The sequence below is a fragment of the Streptomyces sp. NPDC043853 genome, assembly GCF_056436025.1.
This window is the reverse complement of sequence record NZ_JBWKDJ010000014.1, coordinates 52398-73256: the sequence shown is the minus strand read 5'-3', so window position 1 is coordinate 73256 and position 20859 is coordinate 52398. Positions and strand designations below refer to the sequence as shown.

At 69.6% G+C, this 20859-nt stretch carries 24 protein-coding genes; 14 read left to right on the top strand and 10 right to left on the bottom strand.

Features of this window, described 5'->3' with window-relative positions; genetic code table 11:
- From AC067U_RS29840 to AC067U_RS29815, 6 genes are all read left to right on the top strand, one after another.
- On the top strand, nt 1–894 hold the full coding sequence (locus tag AC067U_RS29840; protein ID WP_478832915.1) for a DUF5936 domain-containing protein: 894 nt from the start codon (nt 1–3) through the stop codon (nt 892–894).
- Nucleotides 894–1580 carry a response regulator gene (locus AC067U_RS29835; RefSeq protein ID WP_478832914.1) on the top strand — a complete coding sequence of 229 codons (687 nt, stop codon included), beginning with the start codon at nt 894–896 and terminating at the stop codon, nt 1578–1580. Before AC067U_RS29840 ends, AC067U_RS29835 begins: the two co-directional genes overlap by 1 nt.
- A 110-nt stretch (nt 1581–1690) precedes the next feature.
- A complete protein-coding gene (locus AC067U_RS29830) occupies nt 1691–1867 on the top strand; it encodes a hypothetical protein (protein ID WP_478832913.1) in 177 nt (58 codons plus the stop codon).
- A gap of 35 nt (nt 1868–1902) precedes the next feature.
- The gene (locus tag AC067U_RS29825; protein ID WP_478832912.1) at nt 1903–2493 is read left to right on the top strand and encodes a pilus assembly protein TadG-related protein; all 591 of its coding nucleotides are present in this window, start codon (nt 1903–1905) and stop codon (nt 2491–2493) included.
- Between the two features lie 7 nt (nt 2494–2500).
- Nucleotides 2501–3115 (top strand): hypothetical protein, encoded by a 615-nt coding sequence (locus AC067U_RS29820; RefSeq protein WP_478832911.1) that lies wholly within the window; start codon nt 2501–2503, stop codon nt 3113–3115.
- Between the two features lie 4 nt (nt 3116–3119).
- Nucleotides 3120–3758, top strand: coding sequence for an OmpA family protein (locus AC067U_RS29815; protein ID WP_478832910.1), 639 nt, complete (start codon nt 3120–3122; stop codon nt 3756–3758).
- Nucleotides 3759–3867: 109 nt separating this feature from the next.
- On the opposite strand, the gene AC067U_RS29810 is transcribed toward AC067U_RS29815, so the two are convergent.
- From AC067U_RS29810 to AC067U_RS29795, 4 genes are all read right to left on the bottom strand, one after another.
- The gene (locus AC067U_RS29810; protein ID WP_478832909.1) at nt 3868–4416 is read right to left on the bottom strand and encodes an EF-hand domain-containing protein; all 549 of its coding nucleotides are present in this window, start codon (nt 4414–4416) and stop codon (nt 3868–3870) included.
- Nucleotides 4417–4578: 162 nt separating this feature from the next.
- On the bottom strand, nt 4579–5622 hold the full coding sequence (locus tag AC067U_RS29805; protein ID WP_478832908.1) for a hypothetical protein: 1044 nt from the start codon (nt 5620–5622) through the stop codon (nt 4579–4581).
- A gap of 111 nt (nt 5623–5733) precedes the next feature.
- Nucleotides 5734–5925, bottom strand: a complete 192-nt coding sequence (locus AC067U_RS29800) for a hypothetical protein (RefSeq protein WP_478832907.1) — start codon at nt 5923–5925, stop codon at nt 5734–5736.
- A 10-nt stretch (nt 5926–5935) separates the two neighbouring features.
- The gene (locus AC067U_RS29795; RefSeq protein WP_478832906.1) at nt 5936–6787 is read right to left on the bottom strand and encodes a helix-turn-helix domain-containing protein; all 852 of its coding nucleotides are present in this window, start codon (nt 6785–6787) and stop codon (nt 5936–5938) included.
- 307 nt (nt 6788–7094) lie between these two features.
- Here AC067U_RS29795 and AC067U_RS29790 point away from each other — a divergent pair, with 307 nt between their 5' ends.
- A complete protein-coding gene (locus tag AC067U_RS29790) occupies nt 7095–7577 on the top strand; it encodes an ATP-binding protein (protein ID WP_478832905.1) in 483 nt (160 codons plus the stop codon).
- A 108-nt stretch (nt 7578–7685) separates the two neighbouring features.
- Here AC067U_RS29790 and AC067U_RS29785 read toward each other — a convergent pair whose 3' ends face one another.
- On the bottom strand, nt 7686–8060 hold the full coding sequence (locus AC067U_RS29785; RefSeq protein WP_478832904.1) for a hypothetical protein: 375 nt from the start codon (nt 8058–8060) through the stop codon (nt 7686–7688).
- Nucleotides 8061–8226: 166 nt separating this feature from the next.
- Here AC067U_RS29785 and AC067U_RS29780 point away from each other — a divergent pair, with 166 nt between their 5' ends.
- Both AC067U_RS29780 and AC067U_RS29775 read left to right on the top strand, forming a co-directional pair.
- Complete coding sequence (locus tag AC067U_RS29780) at nt 8227–9513, top strand: MFS transporter (RefSeq protein WP_478832903.1); 1287 nt, start codon at nt 8227–8229, stop codon at nt 9511–9513.
- Nucleotides 9514–9783: 270 nt separating this feature from the next.
- Complete coding sequence (locus AC067U_RS29775; RefSeq protein ID WP_478832902.1) at nt 9784–10701, top strand: S1 family peptidase; 918 nt, start codon at nt 9784–9786, stop codon at nt 10699–10701.
- A gap of 177 nt (nt 10702–10878) precedes the next feature.
- Here AC067U_RS29775 and AC067U_RS29770 read toward each other — a convergent pair whose 3' ends face one another.
- A complete protein-coding gene (locus AC067U_RS29770; RefSeq protein WP_478832901.1) occupies nt 10879–11583 on the bottom strand; it encodes a LamG domain-containing protein in 705 nt (234 codons plus the stop codon).
- 262 nt (nt 11584–11845) lie between these two features.
- Here AC067U_RS29770 and AC067U_RS29765 point away from each other — a divergent pair, with 262 nt between their 5' ends.
- Nucleotides 11846–15202 carry an Ig-like domain-containing protein gene (locus AC067U_RS29765; RefSeq protein ID WP_478832900.1) on the top strand — a complete coding sequence of 1119 codons (3357 nt, stop codon included), beginning with the start codon at nt 11846–11848 and terminating at the stop codon, nt 15200–15202.
- A 63-nt stretch (nt 15203–15265) separates the two neighbouring features.
- On the opposite strand, the gene AC067U_RS29760 is transcribed toward AC067U_RS29765, so the two are convergent.
- Nucleotides 15266–15805, bottom strand: coding sequence for a TetR/AcrR family transcriptional regulator (locus AC067U_RS29760; protein WP_478832899.1), 540 nt, complete (start codon nt 15803–15805; stop codon nt 15266–15268).
- A 126-nt stretch (nt 15806–15931) separates the two neighbouring features.
- On the opposite strand from AC067U_RS29760, the gene AC067U_RS29755 reads away from it, so the two are divergent.
- A complete protein-coding gene (locus AC067U_RS29755; RefSeq protein ID WP_478832898.1) occupies nt 15932–16354 on the top strand; it encodes a nuclear transport factor 2 family protein in 423 nt (140 codons plus the stop codon).
- A gap of 79 nt (nt 16355–16433) precedes the next feature.
- On the opposite strand, the gene AC067U_RS29750 is transcribed toward AC067U_RS29755, so the two are convergent.
- Nucleotides 16434–17144: a hypothetical protein gene (locus tag AC067U_RS29750; RefSeq protein ID WP_478832897.1), complete on the bottom strand. Its 711-nt coding sequence runs from the start codon at nt 17142–17144 to the stop codon at nt 16434–16436.
- 65 nt (nt 17145–17209) lie between these two features.
- Entirely contained in the window at nt 17210–17593 is a 384-nt protein-coding gene (locus AC067U_RS29745) for an ArsR/SmtB family transcription factor (protein WP_478832896.1), read from the bottom strand.
- 101 nt (nt 17594–17694) lie between these two features.
- On the opposite strand from AC067U_RS29745, the gene AC067U_RS29740 reads away from it, so the two are divergent.
- Complete coding sequence (locus AC067U_RS29740; RefSeq protein ID WP_478832895.1) at nt 17695–18036, top strand: putative quinol monooxygenase; 342 nt, start codon at nt 17695–17697, stop codon at nt 18034–18036.
- Here AC067U_RS29740 and AC067U_RS29735 read toward each other — a convergent pair.
- Nucleotides 17984–18577, bottom strand: coding sequence for a TetR/AcrR family transcriptional regulator (locus AC067U_RS29735; protein WP_478832894.1), 594 nt, complete (start codon nt 18575–18577; stop codon nt 17984–17986). The two genes, AC067U_RS29740 and AC067U_RS29735, sit on opposite strands and share 53 nt — an antisense overlap.
- A 124-nt stretch (nt 18578–18701) precedes the next feature.
- On the opposite strand from AC067U_RS29735, the gene AC067U_RS29730 reads away from it, so the two are divergent.
- Entirely contained in the window at nt 18702–20297 is a 1596-nt protein-coding gene (locus tag AC067U_RS29730) for an MDR family MFS transporter (RefSeq protein WP_478832893.1), read from the top strand.
- Nucleotides 20298–20476: 179 nt separating this feature from the next.
- Nucleotides 20477–20806 carry a nuclear transport factor 2 family protein gene (locus AC067U_RS29725; protein ID WP_478832892.1) on the top strand — a complete coding sequence of 110 codons (330 nt, stop codon included), beginning with the start codon at nt 20477–20479 and terminating at the stop codon, nt 20804–20806.
- The last annotated feature ends 53 nt before the right edge of the window (nt 20807–20859 follow it).

Sequence of the window (20859 nt, the reverse complement as noted above, 5' to 3'; positions counted from 1 at the left end):
GTGGTCGCCCTGCTCCTCGCCCTGGCCCTGGCCCTGTCGGTCCTGGGCATCTTCCACGGCATCCGCCTCTACCGCTCCGAGGTCGCCCTACCCCCCGACCTGGCCCTCGCCCTGGAAGTCGGCTCCACCCGCACCAGCGCCGTCGGCTCGGTGGTCGACCGGATGGGCATCCGCTACGCGCCCCTGGTCCTGCGCCTGATGGGCCCCAAGCGGGTCGCGGCCAAACGCCGCCAGATCGACCGCGCGGGAAACCCGTCGGGCCTCACCATCGACCGTTACGCGGCCCGCCGCGCGGTCTACGGCGCCCTGGGCGCGGTCGGCGCCTTCGCGATGCTCCTCAACGGCCGGCTCTTGCTCGCCCTGGTCATGATCGCCTTCGGCCTGTTCTGGATCGAAGCGGGCCTCTGGTCGGCGATCCGGGTCCGCCGCGACCACATCGAACGCACCCTGCCGGACTTCCTGGACGTCCTGGCCGTCGTCGTCAGCGCGGGCCTGGGCTTCCGCCAGGCCCTGGAGCGGGTCGCGGAACGCTACAAGGGCCCCTGGCCGGACGAGATCCGCATCACCCTGCAACAGATGGACATGGGCGTGAGCCGCCGCGAGGCCTTCGACGAACTGCGTCGCCGCAACGACAGCGAACAGGTCGCCCAGTTCGTCACGGCACTCCAGCAGGGCGAGGAACTCGGCTCCCCGATCGTGGAGACCCTCATCGCGATCGCGGAGGACATGCGCCGTACGGACGCCCAGAACGCGCGCCGGCGGGCCGCCAGGGCGGTCCCCAAAGCCACCTTCGTGGTCACGACGTTCATGCTCCCGGGCACGATGATCCTGCTGCTCGGCGGCTTCGTCTACGGAGCGGACATCGACTTCGGCGCACTGCTCGGAGGCGGCTGATGGCCCGGGTACTCATCGCCGACGACAACCCGGTGATCCGAGCCGGCCTGGCAGCCCTCCTCTCCCGCTACGACGACCTCCAGGTCATCGCCCAGGCCACGAACGGCGGCGACGCCCTGGCCCTCACCCGTCGGCACCGCCCCGACGTGGTCCTGCTGGACGTCCGCCTGCCCGGCGTGGACGGCATGTCCGCCCTGCCGCACCTGGCGCAGCTGGCGTCCGTCCTGATGCTGACGTACAGCCGAGAGCCGGATGTCGTGCGGGAGGCATTACTCCTGGGCGCGAACGGCTACCTGATCCACGGCGAATTCACGCCGGATGACCTGGCCCGCGCGGTCCGCGACGTCCCGACCGGCCTCGCCCACTTCACCCCGACGGCGGCGAGCGCGGTCCTGGCGGACCTCCGGGCACGCGGGTCTTCGCATCCGCAACGAATTGTGGCACAGTCGACGGAGCGAGTCCCCAACCATGCTGTGTTCGGCCTGAGTTCGCGGGAGATGGAGGTAATGGATCTGATCGCGTCCGGGATGTCGAACCAGCAGATCGCCGCCACCTGCTTCATCAGCGAGAAGACGGTGAAGAACCACATCAACCGCATCTTCGCCAAGCTGCAGAGCGGGAGCCGCAGCGAGGCCATAGCCAGGTGGCTGGGAACGATCCGTTCGGGGGTGCCGGGTCATGGGTAGGGGCTGTGCGCACTGGGTCCGCAGATGGGTCCCTGGACCCTTTGCACCCGTGGGTGGCGTTCCGTACCGTCCGCGAGTCGACAGCGGGACCGAACCGGGAGGGGACCCCTATGAGGAACCTCAAGTGGCGACGGCGAGTGGGAAGAGACGAGGGCCAGACGGCCTTCGAGTACCTCGGAATCGTTGTGATCATCGTGCTGATCATCGGCGCGATCGTTGGTACAGGATTGGCCAACGACATCGCCAACGCGATTCAAGATGCGTTGACGGAGATCACAAGCAACTGATTCAGGACCAGGGGCAGGCTTTTCCTGCCTACGTCGTGCTGGTAGCCGGACTGCTGTTCGCTGCCTTCGCCTTCTTCGTGGTGGGCATGGCTGGCGTGACGCGCAATCAGGGGCAGGGGGCTGCCGATGCTGCGGCATTGGCAGCTGCCACGGCGTCGAGAGACGACATGTTTGTCGGCCTGCACCTCGATGATCTCGAACGTGAGGACTGGGAAGACATCCTGACGGGCAATCGCCTGGAGGCGGAGGGCGCCTGCGCAGCGGCCGAGGCCATGGCTGGGCTGAACGACGCCGCAGCCGAATGTGTGGCCCGTCCACCTCGGTTCACAGTGACCGTGGAGACGGACGACGCGGTCGGTAAATCGGTCATCCCAGGGTCTGAGACCACTCACGCCACAGCCAAGGCCACCGCCATCATCGAGCCACGTCGCTGCTCGCTGGAGGCGGATTCCGGTCCGTCGCCTAGCGCCACGCCCACACCTACGCCGACTGACCCGCCTGAAAAGCCGACGCCTGCTCGGATCACCTTCAACTGTGATGGCGAGAAGTTCGATGTGGATCCGCTGGACCCAGGTGATCTGTCCGAGGTGGCAAGAAAGCTGTTCAGCGTCAGGCTGGACGGATGACAGTGCGATGAGAGACAAGGAAGCAGCATCGATGAGTGTTCGGCAGACGGCGAAGGTCCGCATAGGGACGGCTGCGGCTGTAGCGGGCGTCTTGGCCCTGGCGTTGGCCGGATGCGGGATGGGCAATGAGGAAAAGTCGAAAGGAGACCAGAAGCCGTCGGCGGCCCAGAGCCAGCCATCTGCCACACAGAAGCAGGCTCCCACGAGCAATGGCTCCCAATCCGCGGCTCCCGTAATCGCAACCTCGAACGGGCCTTCCGGCATCGTCCTGCAGATCAACTCTGTGGTCCGCGATCAGGGCGGATTCCTCACGATCACCGGGCAGGCCAAGAACACGGGAACCAAGGCGTTTGCGCGGACCTCCGAATGGAGGGGCGCTGAGAAGACGGCCAGCCCCGACTCGATCGCCGGCGCCACCGTCGTCGATCGTGCGGGTAAGAAGCGGTACTACGTGCTTCGCGACACCGAAGGCAGGTGCCTGTGCACTACGGGGATCCCGCGTATCGATCCCGGGGAGTCGGTCGAACTGTTCGCTCAGTTCCCTGCCCCGCCCGCCACCACAACTGAGGTCGACTTCGCGATCCCCACCTTCGCCGCAGCGACCGTGAAGATCTCGGGGTGACCCCATGACCACACGCCATCGCGCAGCCGCCGTCACCGCCATAGCCGGCATGGTCATTGCCGGGGCGCATCTGGTCGGCGCGACCAGCGCGTACGCCGATGATCCGGCGCCAAGCGTGCCGCCAGGGACAGAGCCGATCTCCGCCGCGCCGGTGAAGATCGACTCCAACGCGCCGGGCCTCAAGATGCCCCAGGGCGGCATCCTCGCGGCGCCGAAAGTTCTGGACATCGCCGAAGTGGTCGAAGACCTCGGCGGCGAGGAGCGGCGCCAGGAGACCAACCAGACCGTCATGATGGCGCTGCAAGCCGAGGTCCTCTTCCCCGAGGACAGCGACGTCCTCAACGCCCAGGCCGCCGCCCGCATCCAGGCCATCGGCCAGGAGATCAACCAGCAGAAGGCTGTCCAGGTCCGAGTCTTCGGTTTCACCGACGACCAGGGCAGCTACGAGCACGGCAAGGTGCTCTCCAAGAAGCGCGCCGACGCCGTGCAGCGCGAGCTGGCCAAGACCGTCACCAACCCCGCCGTCACCTTCGACATCCGCGGCTACAGCGAGGACTACCCGATCGCGGACAACAAAACAGAAGAAGGCCGCAAGAAGAACCGCCGCGTCGAGATCACCTTCCCCCGCGGCGCGACCAACTAGGGCGAGCGGCGGGCGCTCCGCCCGCCTGACCTACGCGGGGCGTGGTGCCGAGGGCCCCACGGTGTTCGACAGGGGTCCTTCCGGCACTGCACCACGCCCCGGGGGTACGTCAGAACGCGCCGAAGAGGTAGGCGGAGTCCCTCCGCTCGTCGCTGGCGTAGTACCGCTGCGCCTTCGCGATCACCTCTTCGTGGGTGACGGAGCCGCCGGAGTCGTCCAGTCCGGCGGTCGCGTTCTTGATCGCCTGCTCGGTGGCGCCCAGCGCGCGCAGGATCTGCCCGAACTCTTCGCTGCTGAGCCGGCGGTCGCCGTCCTTGTCGGCGGCGACGACGATGGCCTCGACCCATGGCTGCGCGGTCTTCCGGAAGCCGTCAGGCGTTGAGAGCATCGACTTGGACGTCGCGCGCTTGAACTCCTGCGGGGTGATACGGCCGTCCATGTCGGAGTCCGCCGCATCGGCGAGGTTGTTCCAGAACCGGTCGGCTCCGGCGAGTACGGCCCGGCCTTGGCTGGAGTCCCGGGTGTGGCCGAAGGTCACCAGCACCCTTTCGCTCACCTTGTCGAAGTCGGCCTTGGTGATGACGCCGTCCCGATCTTCGTCAAGGCTGTTGAAGTACGTGTCCATCTTGCGGTGGTAGAAGTCCTTGTCCATGGCCATGCCGACCTTCCGCTCGAAGTGATCTTGCGGGCGAAGCTAGTGGGTGGCCACACCGTCGGTGTTCGAGGCGCGCCACGAGTCCACCCCCAGGTGTGACCGCTCGCCCTTCCCGTGGGTGCCGTGCGACCGCGCTCCGCTGGCCGCCACCCATGGAACAGGTGGTCACCCTTGCCGGCCTTTCGCCACGGTGCTGGATGGGCAGGCGGGACGGGTCCGAAGCCAGTACGAGCGGGCCGACATCGTCAGCGCGACGCCGTAAACGGCGAAGGCGAGCATCCCGATCCAACCGACCAACAGCGCATCGCCCGTGGAGTGGAAGTCGCCGCGCCGCATCGTCACCACGCCGGACGTGGCCAGGGCCAGGTATCCGATCCCCACAACGCCGTACGGGGCGAGCGTGGCAGCGCCGAGCAGAGCCGGGGCGAGCGGGAGCCAGCGCGGTACCCGGCGCCCGCGCAGGAACAGCGTCCAGCGCGGGAAGACCTGCCCCCACGGGCGGACCAGGCCCCACAGCAGGAAAACACCGAGCACGGCCAACAGCGCGGTGGGGTCCTGCCCCCAGGACTCCAGGGTGAGGAAGATCCCCGAGGCGCCGTTGCGCTCCGAGACCGCGAGCATCTCCTCACCGGTGATCCCCGCGAACGTTCCGCCGGACGCCCAGACCAGCTTCATCGCCGCGTACGGGAAAAAGGCCAGCGTCCCCGCCCAGGCGACGCGTTGTACGCGCTGTGGCGCAGCGGACGGAACGTGTACAGCGGTACCGGCGGGCAGGCGATCGGACCGGGCCGTGGCCGCGAGCAGGAGTGCCCCGACCGCCGCGAGGGCCTTGTTCGCAGCGGAGGCGCGGCTGTCCACTCCCTGGCCGAGCATCAGTGTGATCACATCCATCAGCAGGCTGAACGCGGTGATCCCTGCCAGCCCGCAAACCACCCAGAGCAGCACGCGCAACGGTGGCCGCAACCCGTACAGCACCACCGCTCCGCTGACCAACGTCCCCAGCACACCCACCGCCACGACCGCCCAGCCCAGCCCGGAGGTCCCTGAGCCACCGGCGTGGTAGGGCAAGGGGGTCCCGCTCAGCGCGCACGCCAGGCCGAAGCCGGCATACAGCACCGCCCACAGCATCGTTCCCCAGGCCACCCAGCGCGGCCATCGCTGCCACCAGGCGCTCCAGAGCGCCCTTATGGTCCGTTCAGCACTGGTCATGTTCCGAAAGTCGCATCGACCGTGAAGGGTGGCGTCGGCCGCCGGAACGATCTCCCTCCCCCAGCCGGGTGAGTGACCTCTGAGACCAAGGTCTGAAACGGCCTCCAGCCGCTAGAGCAGGTGGTCCGCCTTGCCGGCCTTGATGTCGCGGATCAGCGTCTGGAGGGCGGCAAGGCTGTCCGTCAGCGGGCGGTCCTCCTGCCCGGCGACGGCGATGTAGCTGTTGCCGTCCCCGTCCACACCTATCCGGTAGCAGGCGTTGCCTTCGCCGCAGTACGGCGCTTCCCAACGTACGTCCGGCATCCTGGCCCCTTCAGAGTTCTCTGCTGATCGCGTGGATGAGATCACGCGAAGCTGCTTCATCGAGCGCGTGGTCGTGCATCCAGCCCAAATGGGCCCGGTACTTGGCCAACTGCTCCTCGCCGTGCAGGAACTCGGGCCCGTGTGCGGAGTCGAGCTGTGCGGTGTCGAGCTGCGCGACGGACTCCTCCGTGTAGAGCAGGGGGTGTCCCGCTCCCGGGAACGCGCCCAGTGCGGTGGGGATTACCCGGATGGTGATGTGGTACTCGGAACTCCGGTCGCAGAGTTGGGCGAGCTGCGCCTTGGTGGCCTGTCGTCCGCCGAACTGCATGCGCAGTGCGGCTTCATGGACGTACCCGGTGTACTGAACTGGGTCCTTCCGGTTCAGTACCACCTGCCGCTCCTGGCGGAGAGCGACTCGCAACTCGACTTCCAGCCTGTGCAGTTCCGGCAGAACGGCGTTGAAGATCGCCCGTGCGTAGTCCTCGGTCTGAAGCAGGCCCGGAACGTGGATTGCCTGCACGGTCCACATGTGCGAGGCGTGCCACTCCAGTTCGGCAATGTCGAGAAAGCCCGCCGAGAGCCTGTCGCGGTACTGGTCCCACCAATGGCGCCTGCGCCGGAGGGCCATCCCGATCAGTGCCTCGATGTACGGCTCGTCCGTGCAGCCGTAGTTGGCGGCCAGAGTGCGGAGGCGCTCGGGGCTGAGAGTCCGTACACCGGTCTCGATGCTGGGGATCTTTCCTCGGTCCATCCCGATGAGGGAGGCCGCCGCTTCGGCTGAAACTCCGGCGTTGAGGCGCATCTTGCGCAGTTCTGCACCCAGCCGGACTCGGCGGTACGACGGCAACGTCCTCGGTGACATGGGGGCAGTGTGCACGGTTGCTTTCGCCCGGTCCATTCCTGGGGCAGGCCTCACGGAGTTTGTGGTGGAGGCACCACTTGATGTCCTACAGTCGGTAGCGCACTGCTTACGCACGGCGAGTTGAAGTGCATCGCGTGGTCCTGCCCGCACGCTCCCTCCCCCGGAGGGGCGGGGCCGCGCAAGGGGAGACAGGCCACACACTCGCCGCCATGCCGCACACGAACGGTCCGCGTAGGCCCCTGTGCGCGTCGAGCTTCCGAATCGAACCGTCAACGCCGTCACAGCAGACGTCCCCTGGGAGCCGAAGATGATCCTGCCCTTCACCCACCCCGCCTCCGCCCTGTGCCCGATCGCCCCGGACACGGGAGCCGTCCCGCCGGCCGCATCGCCCGACCAGCTCACGTGCAGCGTGACCCTGCCCGCCGGGCCCCGCGCCGCGGCCGTCGCGCGGCAGACCGTACGGGCCGCGCTGCACGCCTACGCCCTCACCCCGCTCGAACCCGCCGCCGTGCAGGCCGCCTCCGAACTCGTCGGCTCCGCCTGGCGGATGGACCCCGAAGGGGAGCTGTACCTGTCCGTCCGTTACCGCGACGGCTCGCTCCGCCTGATCTCCTACGACGGGCACCCCGAACACGCCCACCCACGCCTCGCCGCGCACTGCGAAGCCCGCCGCCGGGCCACGCTCCGGGTGCTGGCCGCCGTCGTGCGCGACCACGGCGGCGACTGGGGGTTCGGGCCCGCCCGGGAACCCGGTGGCGGGAACCGGAGCTGGGTGAGCCTCCCCGGGTGAAGTGGCACTTCGGTACGGCGCGCGGTGCGGCCGAGGCCCGGCACCTCGCCGCCCTGCCGGCCGTCGGTGATCCGCGCCGCGGTCACCGGTAGCGGGAGACGATCCCGATCACGCCCAGCCAGAGGCACCCGCCGGCGAGCAGCCCGAGGCTTTGGTGGTGACCAGGGTGCTGCCCGCCGGACTGCGCTCCGCCGGGAGGGCCGAATCCAGGGCGGTTCGGAACGTGCCGGTGGTGGTCGGGTTGCCGCCCTCGACGCGGTGGACGACGCCGTCGGTCAGGACAACGTCGAGGGCGTTGTCGCCGTCGGGGCGGACTTCGCGCACGGCCGCGAGGAGGATCTTCGTACGCTCTCCGGACCGCTCGATGGTCAGCAGGTCGGAGCTGAGTATCGCGGAATCGGAGCCATGGGCGAGGACTTGGGCAGAGGTCACGGTCAGTTCGACCGCCACTCCCGTCAGGCGGTTGTACGCGTACGGGATCACGAACGGGCGGTCCGCCCGTGGCGGTTGCCGGGCCGGGTCAGGCCGGGCGTGGCCGGTCGCGCGCGGTCGGCCGATGCGGGCGGACCGCCCCTGAGGGGTCGCCCCGCCCGGCGGATAGGGCAGCTGCCCGATTCGGGACGGGGGCCTTACTCCGCATCGTGAGACGGTGACTGAACGCAAGACGGAAGCCGGGCTCGCGGGCGGCGGCGGTGACGGTGGCGGCGGTGGTGGCCGGCGGCGGGCGGTGCTGCGCGACCGCAACGCGCGGCTCTGCCTGACCGCCGCCCTCATCTCCGGCTTCGGCACATCGGCCCTCTGGCTCGCCGCGGGCGTCTGGGTGAAGACGCTCACCGATTCCGACAGCCTCGCCGCGCTCACCTTCCTCGCCATGTGGCTGGCTACCCCCTTCGGCCCGCTGCTCGGCACCCTCGCCGACCGGGTCCGCCGCAAGCCCCTCCTCATCGGGCTCAACCTCGCCCTCGCCGTCACCCTCACAGCCCTGCTCGCCGTCGACTCGGCCGACAGCCTCTGGGTGCTCTTCCTCGTGCTCTTCGTCTACGGCGCCGCCGGGGTCGTCCAGGACGCCGCCGAGGTCGCTCTCGTCTCCGCCGCCATCGACCGGCGCCTGCTGGGCGACTTCAACGGCCTGCGGATGGCCGCGAACGAGGGGATGAAGCTCGTCGCCCCGCTCGCCGGAGCCGCGCTCTGCGTCCGCTTCGGCGGGGAGTGGGTGGCGATGCTGGACGCGGTCACCTTCCTCCTCGCCGCCTGGATCCTCACCCGGATCCGGGTGAGCGAGCCCCGACCCCGCCCCGCACCCGGTCCGCGCGGCCTACGGGCCGAGACCGCCGCCGGAGTCCGCGCCCTCTGGGGCCGCCCCCACCTCCGGGCCCTCGCCCTCGCCGCCGGAGCCGTCATGGCCGGCGCCGGGCTCGGCAGCTCCTTCCTCTACGCCCTCGTCGACGACGGCCTGCACCACACCCCCGGCTTCCTCGGCCTCCTCTACACCGCCCAGGGCGTCGGATCCATCGCCGCCGGCCTGCTCGCCGGCCCGCTCATGCGCAGGTACCCGCTCCGCACCTACGCCGCCGCCGGAGCCGCCCTCTTCGGTGTCGCGGTCGGCCTGCGCGCCCTCCCCTACGACGCCACCGCCCTCGCCTGCAGCCTGGTCATCGGCGCGGGCCTGCCCTGCGTGATCATCGCCGCGCTGACCGCCGTACAGCGGGACGTGCCCACCGAACTCGTCGGCAGGGCCGCCGCCGGGGCCCACACCCTCCTCTACGCCCCCAACGCCCTGGCCCTCGCCACCGGTCCGGCCCTGGTCGCCTTCGTCGACCACCGCCTGGCCCTCCCGCTCATCGGCGCGGCGGTCATCGCCGTGGGCCTGGCCCTGGCCCCGGCCCGGGACGAGGCGCCGTCAGCCTCGGTCGCGTCCTCCACCCCGACGTCGTAACCGCTCAACTGCCGCCCCGACCTGCGGTGATGCAGCCCAGACCCCAATGGGTTGACCGGGCTCTGTAACAAGTTGTCGATAACGGGCCTGATTCCGGTCGGCGTTGTCAGACCCCTGTCATAAGATCTTTACATCGCACACACCGGGGGACCGCAGCCGGCATCTGATGCCGGCCGTGCTGCTGTGCAGTGACTGTTTCCGCGCAATTCCGCGTTTCCACAGCCTTCCCCTGCGCGTGTCCGATCCGACTTCTCTACGGGGAGAGACTGAATGCAGTTCAAGAAGTTCCTGGGTAGCCGCACGGCCGCCGTCGCCGGTGCCGCCCTGTCCGCGGCCATGCTCGCCGCCGTGTCCGCTCCGGCCAACGCGGCCACGGCCGCCGATGGCATGTCGGACGCCGAGATGATGAGCGTCATCAAGGCCTACTCGGACGCCAACCCGACCGGCCCGGAGAAGGACACGCTGGTCATCGGCGGTTCCCAGGCCAGCATCAAGCAGTACCCGTACATGGCCCAGATCTTCACCCAGGACAGCCAGGGCCGCGGTTACTTCTGCAGCGGTTCCGTTGTCGGCCCGAAGAAGATCCTGACGGCCGCCCACTGCCTCGCCGGCCGCAACGCCAAGAAGACCGTGGTCGTCACCGGCGCCACCCACCGCGCCGACTCGGGCGGTCTCTACGGCGGCAAGATGTACGCCGCCAGCAAGCACTGGATCCACGGCGCGTACAACGCCAAGAAGCTCGACAACGACGTGGCCGTCGTCACCCTCGCGAAGGCCACCGCCGCCAAGCCGGTCAAGACCACCTGGTCCGGCGACACGGCCTCCTACAAGCCGGGCACCAAGGCCACCGCCCTCGGCTGGGGCCGCACCAGCAACAACAGCAACAACCTGTCGCCCAACCTGAAGAAGGTCGACCTCCCGATCCAGTCGAACTACACCTGCGGCAAGTTCTGGGGTTCGACCTTCATCAAGAACCACATGGTCTGCGCGGGCAAGCCGGCCACCGGCCGCGACGCGGGCACCAACACCATCTGCAACGGTGACTCCGGCGGTCCGCTGATCGTCAACGGTCGTGTCGTCGGCATCAACTCCTTCGTCGTCGCGGGCAACTGCGTCTACAAGGGCTCCTACGCCGGCTTCGTGAAGTACAGCTGGTACTCCAAGACCGTCGCGCCGCAGATCCGCTAGTCAGCCCCGCTGATCGGCTCCGCCGATCAACACGGCTCGTCCGGCACATGATCGGCCCTGCCCGCCCTGATCTCTCCGATCAGGGCGGTCAGGGCCGTTCTGCTGTCCGGGAGCGGACGGCGCTCCTGCCCGGCGACCGCGATACGGCTGTGCCCGGCGGGACCGACCCCGCCCGGGTCACCCTGCCGGCGTCCGGTACACCCGCAGCGAGGACACCTCGTACGACATCTCCTCGCAGTCGGGCTCCGGGGCGGGGTGGTAGCGGCCCGCGCTGACCGACAGGTTCACGATCAGGTAGGCCCGCCAGCGGCGGCCGACTCCCGTGCGGTCGTCGAAGACCCGCTTGCCGTTCACCCACCAGGTCACCGACCGCGCCCCGAACTGCACCTTGAAATCGAGCCAGCCGCCGGGAGACACGGTGGTTGCGTCGCGGTGGTAGCGGCCGGCCTGGCGGACGTGGTTGGAGAGTTCCAGGAGGTCGGGGTTGTCGGGGTGGTACTCGAACACGTCGATCTCCTGGTCCCCGTCGCGCCAGGTCCAGATGGCCGGCCAGGCGCCGATCTCCTCGGGCAGCCGGACCCGGGCCTCCAGTACGTCCTCGGTCCGCACCATGAAGGCTTCCTCGCTGCCCTCGGTAGTGAGGAGGCCCGCGTTCCACTTGCCGTCGGGGCGGCGGGTGGCGCGGAAGACGCCGCTGCGGCTGTAGGAGGGGTCGGCGACCAGATAATCCAACTTGTTGTCGCCCGGGTTGACCGGGCCGCCGTTCGGATAGGCCCAGGAGCGGCCGGCGACCCACTGGCTCTCGGAGCCGAAGTCGGCGGTGAAGACCAGGTCTTTGGAGGAGTTGCGGGGGCGGAACCTCTGCACTATTCGCTGGAGCACATCGCAGGTGTGCCCCGAACCGGAACCACCCATACCGGCGCCTGAGGGGCGCAGGGACGGCACCGGCGGGGCGCACGGGGTGTCCTTGACCACCTGCGCCGTACGGGTGTTTCTGCAGGGGATCTTGGTGAATTTCCGTGACCCGGGTGTCAGCGCCGGGCGGTTCGTCCCGCGGTCCTGTCATTGTCACCGGCGAACAGCACACCCCGCCGGTCTCCGGGACCGGAAGGAGAGGGATGAGCAGAGCCAGAGAGGGGGGCGCATGCTGAACGGCCGCAGGCAGCAAAGGCGTGCCCTCACCATTGTCAGCAGCATTCTCCTCGTACTGCAGGCGCTGGTCTTCACCGGACCGGCCCCTGCGTGGGCGGGCCAGGACCAGTCGATCCCGACCGGCAACTACGAGCCGCACAACGCCACGGTGAACCCCCGCAAGCCGTCGCAGGTGGCGGTCATGCAGGGATGCACGGTCTACATCGACAACAACTACGGCAAGGACAGCTTCCCGATCAGGAGGACGTCCACCCTCGCGCCGTGCAACGGTGACCCGTCCCTCGCCTTCGACTCGACGGGGCGGCTGTTCGTCACGCACCTGTCGAGGTCGACGGTCCTGAACAACACCGGCAACCTCGGCGTGGGCGTCGCCGAGATCGCCGACCTCACCACCACCGGGACCCAGACGTACACCCCGGTCCGGGTCAGCCAGGACAGCGCCATCAACCACGACAAGCAGTGGCTGGTGGCAGACGCCAACCCCACCAGTCCTTTCCGGGACAACCTCTACATCGTCTGGACGCACCTGACGAACCCCAGCCGGATCCTCTTCTCCCGCTCCGAGGACCACGGCGTGAACTGGTCGACGCCGCGGGTCATCTCCGCCAACGGCGAAGGGTTCGTCTGGCCCTCGCATGCGGCCGTCGCGGCGAACGGCGACCTCTACGTCGCCTACCACACCCACACCTGCGGCGCCGCGGACACGGGCACGGTGCAGCTCCTGCGGGACGGCACCGGCGGCGACGATTTCGCGGCGGGCGACGTCCTCCAGAAGCACGCCGCGTTCGACGCCGGCGATGCCACCGTGACCTGCAACCGGCAGGACAACTCCGGTGACGAGATCCCCGGGACCGACTTCTGGCTCCAGGGGTCTGTGCAGCCGTGGATCCTTCCCGACCCCGTCCGGCCCGGCCACGTCTACGTCGTCGCCAACGACGACCCCGACGATGACTTCGCGCACGAGGACGACGCCGACGTCGTCATCGCGCGTTCCACCGACCACGGCGTGAACTTCGCCCACAGCCGGGTGGACCACACCCCCGGGCAGAGGTTCTCGGTGATGCCCACGGCCCACATCGACCAGGACGGCAACATCGCCGTCCAGTGGTACGACAACCGCAGCGGTGAGACGAACGGCGGCACCGGGCCGAACGGGAACGACAACTTCCTGCTGGAGGTCTACGGCACGGCCAGCCGCGACGGCGGGCAGACCTGGTCCCCGGACTTCCGGATCAGCGACGCCCCGTTCGACCCCGACACGGGCGCCCCGTGCCGGTTCGGATCTCCCGTCCCGCCGTGCCAGGAAGCGCCCGGCGACGCCGAACAGACCCTCCGCATCGGTGAGTACAACGGGATCTGGACGGCCGACGGGATCGGCTATGTGACCTGGACCGGCAACACCACCCCGCCGGTTCCCGGCACCAGCCCTGCCGCAGGCGCCCAGACCACCTACTTCGACACTTTCTCCCTCCTCGGAGCCTTCCCCGACACGTTCGAGCCGAACGAGTCCATCGACACGGCCGTGGCCGCCGCCCTCGGCTCGGACGACCGGTTCAACCAGGGCCGGCTCAGCCTGCACAGCGCGACCGACGTCGACTTCTTCCGGGTCGTGCCCCGGCACACCGGGCACCTGACCGCCGAGATCGCCTTCAACGAGGTCATCTCCGAGCTGTGGGTCCACATCTACGACAAGAACGGCAACCGGGTCGGCGCCGGCACCACGAACCGCATCCGCAAGGGCAGCTCGACCAACCGGTTCGCCATCCCGGTCGTCAAGGACCAGCCGTACTTCGTCGTGGTCAGCGACGTGGGCGTCACCGACCCGACCAAGCCGGGCGACGCCTCGCCCACCGACCCGCCGCAGGCGACCTACGACCTGAGCATCGTCAACCGCGAGGCCCCCGAACCCTTCGGCCTCGACCTCAAGCGGGAGTCCGACTCCGGCCGCTTCGACAACGACGACGTCACCCGCATCACCGGACCGGAGCTCTTCCTCCGGGTGAACGACGCCGACCTGCGGGCCGACGGCATCCAGCTGTCCCCGGAGAACAGCACGAGCACCCTCACCGACGACGCCCCCGGCTACAAGGTGGCGGTGGAGGTGGACGGCGAGCGCGTCGGCTTCGCCCAGCCCGTGAGCCCGGCCCTCAAGCCCGGCCTGTACGAGATCGACCTGGACCCGGTGCTGGAGCAAGGCGAAAACCTGATCACCGCCGAGGTGATCATCGTCGACCCGTCCGACGACCCGGCCCCCGGTACCGGCCACGTCGTCGGCTCGGGCCCGGAGAGCGCGCACCGTCTGTCGGTCACCCTCGACACCATCGCCCCGTCCGCCCCGGCCGCGGCCCCCGACCTGCTGTCCTCCAGCGACACCGGTGGCAACAGCATCGACAACATCACCACCCTCACCACCCCCGCCTTCCAGGGCTCTTCCGTCGAGCCGAACGCGCTGGTACGGCTCACCGCCGACCCGCCCGGCGCCGTCGGACCCACCGTGGTCGGCAAGGACACCGCCACCTCGGCCGGCGAGTACGAGGTCGTCAGTGACGCCCTCGACGACGGCACGTACGGCTTCGCCGTGCGCCTGGAGGACCTCGCGGGCAACGTGAGCTCCCCGTCCCCCACCCTCCCGGTGACCATCGCCAACCAGTCGCTCACCCTCACCGGCGCCACCGCCGACCTGGTCGTCAACGTCGACCAGAACAGCGTGACCGGCTACCCGGGCATCCCCGGCGGCTTCGTCGGCATCCGCGGCATTCCCGTGGTCAACCTCGACGCGGCCAACCGCCGGGTCACCATCCAGGGCGGAGCCGGAGACGAGTCACTGGCCTTCACCCCGCTCACCGCCACCAGCGGCCGGCTGGTCCGCTCCAACTCGGCCCAGGTCATCAACCTCACCAACGTCACGGGCCCCGTGGCGGTCAACCCCAACGGCGGTGACGACGAGGTCACCATCATCGGCACCACCGGCGCCGACTCGGTCTTCGCCACCGTGGACACGCTGACCGCGCTCCGGGTCCAGGGCCTGCTGGCCCTGCAGATCAACACCCCGCAGACCGAGCGGATCGGTGTCGACGCCCGCGGCGGCAAGGACATCATCGACATCAGCGCCCGGAACACGCTGAGCGCACTGCTCACCGTGAACGGCGGCCCGCCGGCCACCGCATCACCGCCGCAGGGCGACACCCTGGTCGTCCGCGGCACTTCGCCGCAGGACCAGCTGCAGAACGCCCCCGGCGGCCCCAACTCCGGCGAGGGCTCGGCCTTCATCCGCTACCCGCAGACGACCGGAACCGAGACCCGCGTCGACTACACCGGGATCGAGCGCGTGACCCTCGACAACCCGTAACCCGAGAAGCATCCACCACGGCGCCTCGCCCCGGCACCCCCGGGGCGGGGCGCCGTCGCGTGCTCAGAACCCCGAGGCGTCGAGCAGCAGCGCGGCCGTCTCCCCGGCCCGGAGGGCGGGCTCGCGGCCCGGGGAGAAGGCGGCCACCACCGTCGCGCCCTCGACCAGGATCAGGAGCTGATCCGCCAGCTCCGCCCTCCCCTCCGTCAGATCCAGGAGCAGGGAACGGAGTTCCGCCTTGTGGGTGCGGACCACCTCCGGCGCCGCCGCGCCCAGCTCGCCGTAGGCGTTGAGGAAGGCGCAGCCGCGGAAGCCGGGCTCGGTGAACCAGTCCGCCAGCCAGTCGAAGACGGCGAGCACCCGCTCGCGGGAGTCCGCGGGGCGGGTCGCCGCGGCCCGCAGGGAGTCCGTCCAACGCCGGTCCCGGCGCTCCAGATACGCCGTGACCAGGGACTCCTTGGCGGGGAAGAGCCGGTACAGCCGCTTCAGTGGCAGCCCCGAGGCGGTGCGGATGCGGTCCATGCCGACGGCCTGGACCCCGTGCGCGTAGAACAGCTCCTCCGCCGTGTCGAGCAGTCGGGTCCTCGCCTCGTCGTCGTCCATGAAGGCAGCCTAGCCCGAATCCCCTTGCGGGGAGAACGCCCGTTCTCATATCGTCACCCCCAGTGCGAGAACGGCCGTTCTCGCATCGTGAATCGTGTACCCCTCGTGCCCGAAGGGACGGAAACCATGACCGCGACCCGCCCGCCGCTGCCCCCGTTCACCGAAGAGACCGCCCGGGCCAAGGTCCAGGCCGCCGAGGACGCCTGGAACACCCGAGACCCGGACCGGGTCGCCCTCGCCTACACCGAGGACTCCCGGTGGCGGAACCGGGACCGCTTCCTCCAGGGCCGCGAGGAGATCCGCGCCTTCCTCGCCGAGAAGTGGGCGCGCGAACTGGACTACCGCCTGCGCAAGGAGCTCTGGTCCTACACCGGCAACCGCATCTCGGTGCGGTTCGAGTACGAGTGGCACGACGCCGCGGGCCAGTGGTGGCGCAGCCACGGCAACGAGCAGTGGGAGTTCGCGGACGACGGCCTGATGCGCCGCCGCGAGGCCAGCATCAACGACATCCCCATCGCCGAATCCGACCGCCGTCTCGGCGGCCGGTAGCCCCCACCGGTGCTCACCGACCCGCTGCCGGCTGCGGCCGGTAGCCCTCCGCTCGCTACGGGTTGCGGGCCCGATGGTGTCACCCGATAGTGGGAATGGCCGCCGCACCCGCACCGGCGAACAGCGCCGGACCCGGCCCCTCCACCCGCGACTCGCATCCGTCGCGCGACGGGAACCCCGGCGAGAGCGGCCGCACCCCATGGTCACCGCCCGGCACGGTGAAGTCCGCCCCGTGCCGGGCGGTTTGATCCCGGATCAGGTCGTTCAGCCGTCTCCGCACCGAATCCAGCCACGGCAGGTCCGCTCTGGCCACCGGGCCGTACACCCGTGCCGGGCAGCCGTCGGGCATGGGGGTCCTCCCCCTGGCTTCGCCGGGGGTACCCCCACCTGCTCGAGCGAAGTCGAGAGCCTGGGGGAGTGTCACGGCCGGATAGCCGGACAGCGCCGGCCTCTCCCCGGGGCGGAGCCGCCGGAGTCCGTCCAGCAGCGCGGCGTACTCGGCGTCCAGATCGGCGAACCGCTGGGACAGCCAGACCGCCCCCTCGCCCTCCGTGAAGTACTCCGTGCAGGGCGCTCCCAGCCCCAGCGCGACCCTGCCGCGCTCCCGGCACTCGCCGACGATCTCCTCGAACCCGGACGGCGCCTGCGGCGGCGGCCCGGCCGAGGCGGGCGTGCCGGCCGCGACGAGCGCCGCCGTCAGCGCAAAGGTGATCAGGGCGGATGCGATCGCGGCAGGTGCGCTCAGGGCAGGTGCGCTCAGGGCTGCAGGTGTGTTCAGGGCTTTCCGCATGGCTGTCCCCTTGGGTGAGCGGCCGGGACCTCCCCGGCTCACGTCACCAAAGGTAGCCAATTCGACTACGGAGCGTAATCACCCGAACGGGTGCTACCGGTTCCCGACCGCGGTCGCCCCGCTCCGTCACCTCGCTCCTCCGGCTCGGCCGCCACCAGCGCCAGCAGCCCGGGGAAGCGCCGCTCGATCTCCTCCCACCGCAGGCTCGCCATCCGGCTGTTGCCCCGGTTGACCTGCCGGATCAGGCCGGCTTCGCGGAGCACCCGGAAGTGGTGCGTGGTCGTCGCCTTCGAGACCGGGAGTGCGAAGGAGCTGCAGGTTCGCGCCGTATCGCGCGGTGCGGCCGCCAGTGCCCGCACCACGCCGCGGCGCAGCGGGTCGGCGAGCGCGGTCAGCACCGCACCGAGCGCGATCTCCTCAAGGGCCGGGTGGCCCTCCTCGTCGGGCATCTGACATCTCCTCAAGGTATGGCTTGCATCGTACCTGGGGGGCTTGTAGCGTCCGGCAGGTACGAAAGCGATCGTACCTGTGGAGAAGGGGGACCACACCCATGGACCAGCCGTTCACCCTGGTCGGCTTCGCCCGGCCCAAGCCCGAGCGCGTCGACGAACTGCGCGCCGTACTGGCCTCGTTCGTCGAGCCGACCCGCCAGGAGCCGGGCTGCCTGGAGTACCACTTCCACGAGGACCGCGCCGAGCCCGGCGTCTTCGTCTTCTACGAGGCCTGGCGCTCCGAGGCCGATCTGGAGGCCCATCTGGCGCTGCCGCGCATGCAGGAGTTCTGGGAGCGGCGGATGGACTACCTGCAGACCGACTTCGACATCCGCTTCCTCGACATGATCAGCCCCTATCTCCGGGACCGGGTGCCCGCTCCGGGTGGTGCGCCTGAGTGATCAGGTCGATCGCGACGGACAGCGTGGCCTGCCGCTTCTCCTCCGGGTCGCCCTCCACGTGCTGGAGGAAGATCATCCCGGCGTGCATGGTGAACAGCGCGCTTATGCATCGCACCTGATCGGTCAACGGGGCGTCGGCCGCGCGCAGCAGGTCCACCATCGCGAACATCCGCTGCTTGAAGGTCTCGCCGATACTCAGCTCGCGCAGCGTCGCCTGGTTCTCCTGCATGAACCGGTACAGCGGGGAGGCGAACGACAGCGCCTCGCTGTAGCGGCGGAGTATCTCCTCCTTGGTCTCCAGGGTCCGGGGCTGCTCCTCGGCCCAGGCGATCAGCTCGTCGATGGGCCTGGTCAGGTCCTCGAAGAGACTGATGATGATCTCTTCCTTGGTCTTGAAGTGGTAGTAGAGCGCTGCCTTCGTGACCTCCAGGCGCTCCGCGATCTCGCGCAGCGAGGTCTTCTCGTACCCCTGCTCGGCGAACAGCTCCAGCGCGACGTCCTGGATGCGCTGGCGCGTATTGCCTCTGCGCGTGCTGGACATGGCTCTCCCCACTTACTTACTTGACGCCCGGCTAGTTACGGGTCTACCTTCCCCAGTGTAGTGAACTAGCCGGGCGGCAAGTAAGGGTCCGGCGGGCGGATGCGGCGGGGACAGGGGAGTGGACATGAGCGACACCGTGATCAAGGGGGCCTCGGCGGAGGAGGTGAAGCCGCGCAGCGTCCGCGTCGTCCTGCTCGCACTCATGATCGCGATGCTGCTCGCGATGCTCGACAACATGATCATCGGTACGGCGATGCCGACGATCGTCGGCGAGCTCGGCGGCCTGGAACACCTTTCCTGGGTGGTCACCGCCTACACCCTCGCCACCGCCGCCTCCACCCCCATCTGGGGCAAGCTCGGCGACATGTACGGCCGGAAGGGCTCCTTCCTCACCTCCATCGTCATCTTCCTGATCGGCTCCGCGCTCAGCGGCATGGCCCAGGACATGGGCCAGCTCATCGGCTTCCGCGCGATCCAGGGCCTGGGCGCCGGCGGTCTGATGGTCGGTGTCATGGCGATCATCGGCGACCTCATCCCGCCCCGTGAGCGCGGCAAGTACCAGGGCATGATGGCCGGCGTGATGGCCCTGGCCATGATCGGCGGACCGCTGGTCGGCGGCACCATCACCGACCACATGGGCTGGCGCTGGTCCTTCTACATCAACCTGCCGCTCGGCGCCGTCGCGCTCGCCATGGTCACGGCGGTGCTGCACCTGCCGAAGAAGGACACCGCCAAGCCGCGGATCGACTACCTCGGCGCCGCCCTCCTCACCGTCGCGATCACCTCCACCGTGCTCGTCACCACCTGGGGCGGTATCGAGTACGCCTGGGGCTCGGCCGAGATCATCGGCCTCACCGTCCTCGGCATCGCCGCCACCCTGGCCTTCCTCTACGCCGAGACCCGCGCGGCCGAGCCGGTCATGCCGCTGCACATCTTCCGCAGCCGCAACTTCACCCTGATGTCCGTGATCGGCTTCCTGACCGGCTTCGCGATGTTCGGCGGCGTGCTCTACCTGCCGCTGTTCCAGCAGTCCGTGCAGGGCGCCTCCGCCACCAACTCCGGCCTGCTGCTCCTGCCGATGCTGCTGTCCATGATGGCCGTGTCCCTGATCGCGGGCCGGATCACCACCAGCAGCGGCAAGTACAAGCTGTTCCCGATCATCGGCGGCGCGCTGATGGTGCTCGGCCTCTACCTCCTGGCCACCATGGACACCGGCACCTCCCGGCTGGTCTCCGGCGTCTACATGGCCTTCCTCGGCGCCGGCCTCGGCTTCCTGATGCAGATCACCATGCTGGTGGCGCAGAACAGCGTCGAGATGAAGGACATGGGCGTGGCCTCCTCCACGGCCACCCTCTTCCGCACGCTCGGCGGCTCGTTCGGCGTCGCCCTGATGGGCTCGCTGTTCACCAGCCGGGTGCAGGACACCATGACCGACCGGCTCGGCGAGGCGGGCGCCAACGCCACCGGCGCCTCCGCCCAGCTGGACGCGGCCAGCCTGGCCAAGCTGCCCGAGGCGGTGCGCGAGGCCTACCAGCACGCGGTGGCCGCCGGCACCCACTCGGCCTTCCTGCTCGGCGCCGCCGTCGCCGTACTCGGCTTCCTCGCCGCCTGGTTCGTCAAGGAGGTCCCGCTGCGCGGGGCCGGCCCGGCCGCCGCCCCCGAGGACAAGGCCCCCGCGGATTCCTCCGGCGCACCGCTCCAGGAGCCGGTCGCGCACTGAGCCCGCCCGCACCCCACGCCCGGGCCCCCGGTGGATGGATCCACCGGGGGCCCTCGCGTTCCCGCCGGAGTGTCCCCGCCGCCGGTACGCGGCACCGGGTGTTTCCTGGTCGGACGTACGCACGTACGCCCCCGCGCCCGCACGCCGACGGAGGGCGCCGACCAGGAGGGCACCGCACCGTGACCATCGCCCCGGCCAACCTGTCCGACCCGACCGTGGCGGCCTTCGTCAAGGCCGTCAACGCGCACGACAAGGAGGCCTTCCTCAAGGTCATCACCGCCGACGCGACCATGTCCGACGACGGCTCGGACCGTGAGCTCCAGGAGTGGATCGACAAGGAGATCTTCGACACCGGGGGCCACATGGACGTCCAGAAGGAGTCCAACGGCGGGCACACCCTCGTCGTCAACTACCGCAACGACACCTGGGGCGAGATGCGGACCCGCTGGCACTTCGTCATCGCCCCGGGCGGCGAACGGATCAGCCGCTTCGAGACCGGCCAGGCCTGAGCCGCCGGACGTCCTGCCGGCTGCCCCGCCCGATGTCCTGCCGGGCAGGACCT

Excerpts from the sequence above, each read along its gene's own strand:
- AC067U_RS29835 (WP_478832914.1), top strand. The coding sequence starts at position 894 with ATGGCCCGGGTACTCATCGCCGACGACAACCCGGTGATCCGAGCCGGC.
- AC067U_RS29830 (WP_478832913.1), top strand. The coding sequence starts at position 1,691 with ATGAGGAACCTCAAGTGGCGACGGCGAGTGGGAAGAGACGAGGGCCAG.
- AC067U_RS29820 (WP_478832911.1), top strand. The coding sequence starts at position 2,501 with ATGAGAGACAAGGAAGCAGCATCGATGAGTGTTCGGCAGACGGCGAAG.
- AC067U_RS29815 (WP_478832910.1), top strand. The coding sequence starts at position 3,120 with ATGACCACACGCCATCGCGCAGCCGCCGTCACCGCCATAGCCGGCATG.
- AC067U_RS29810 (WP_478832909.1), bottom strand. The coding sequence starts at position 4,416 with ATGGCCATGGACAAGGACTTCTACCACCGCAAGATGGACACGTACTTC.
- AC067U_RS29805 (WP_478832908.1), bottom strand. The coding sequence starts at position 5,622 with ATGACCAGTGCTGAACGGACCATAAGGGCGCTCTGGAGCGCCTGGTGG.
- AC067U_RS29800 (WP_478832907.1), bottom strand. The coding sequence starts at position 5,925 with ATGCCGGACGTACGTTGGGAAGCGCCGTACTGCGGCGAAGGCAACGCC.
- AC067U_RS29795 (WP_478832906.1), bottom strand. The coding sequence starts at position 6,787 with ATGTCACCGAGGACGTTGCCGTCGTACCGCCGAGTCCGGCTGGGTGCA.
- AC067U_RS29790 (WP_478832905.1), top strand. The coding sequence starts at position 7,095 with ATGATCCTGCCCTTCACCCACCCCGCCTCCGCCCTGTGCCCGATCGCC.
- AC067U_RS29775 (WP_478832902.1), top strand. The coding sequence starts at position 9,784 with ATGCAGTTCAAGAAGTTCCTGGGTAGCCGCACGGCCGCCGTCGCCGGT.
- AC067U_RS29765 (WP_478832900.1), top strand. The coding sequence starts at position 11,846 with ATGCTGAACGGCCGCAGGCAGCAAAGGCGTGCCCTCACCATTGTCAGC.
- AC067U_RS29760 (WP_478832899.1), bottom strand. The coding sequence starts at position 15,805 with ATGGACGACGACGAGGCGAGGACCCGACTGCTCGACACGGCGGAGGAG.
- AC067U_RS29755 (WP_478832898.1), top strand. The coding sequence starts at position 15,932 with ATGACCGCGACCCGCCCGCCGCTGCCCCCGTTCACCGAAGAGACCGCC.
- AC067U_RS29750 (WP_478832897.1), bottom strand. The coding sequence starts at position 17,144 with ATGCGGAAAGCCCTGAACACACCTGCAGCCCTGAGCGCACCTGCCCTG.
- AC067U_RS29745 (WP_478832896.1), bottom strand. The coding sequence starts at position 17,593 with ATGCCCGACGAGGAGGGCCACCCGGCCCTTGAGGAGATCGCGCTCGGT.
- AC067U_RS29740 (WP_478832895.1), top strand. The coding sequence starts at position 17,695 with ATGGACCAGCCGTTCACCCTGGTCGGCTTCGCCCGGCCCAAGCCCGAG.
- AC067U_RS29735 (WP_478832894.1), bottom strand. The coding sequence starts at position 18,577 with ATGTCCAGCACGCGCAGAGGCAATACGCGCCAGCGCATCCAGGACGTC.
- AC067U_RS29730 (WP_478832893.1), top strand. The coding sequence starts at position 18,702 with ATGAGCGACACCGTGATCAAGGGGGCCTCGGCGGAGGAGGTGAAGCCG.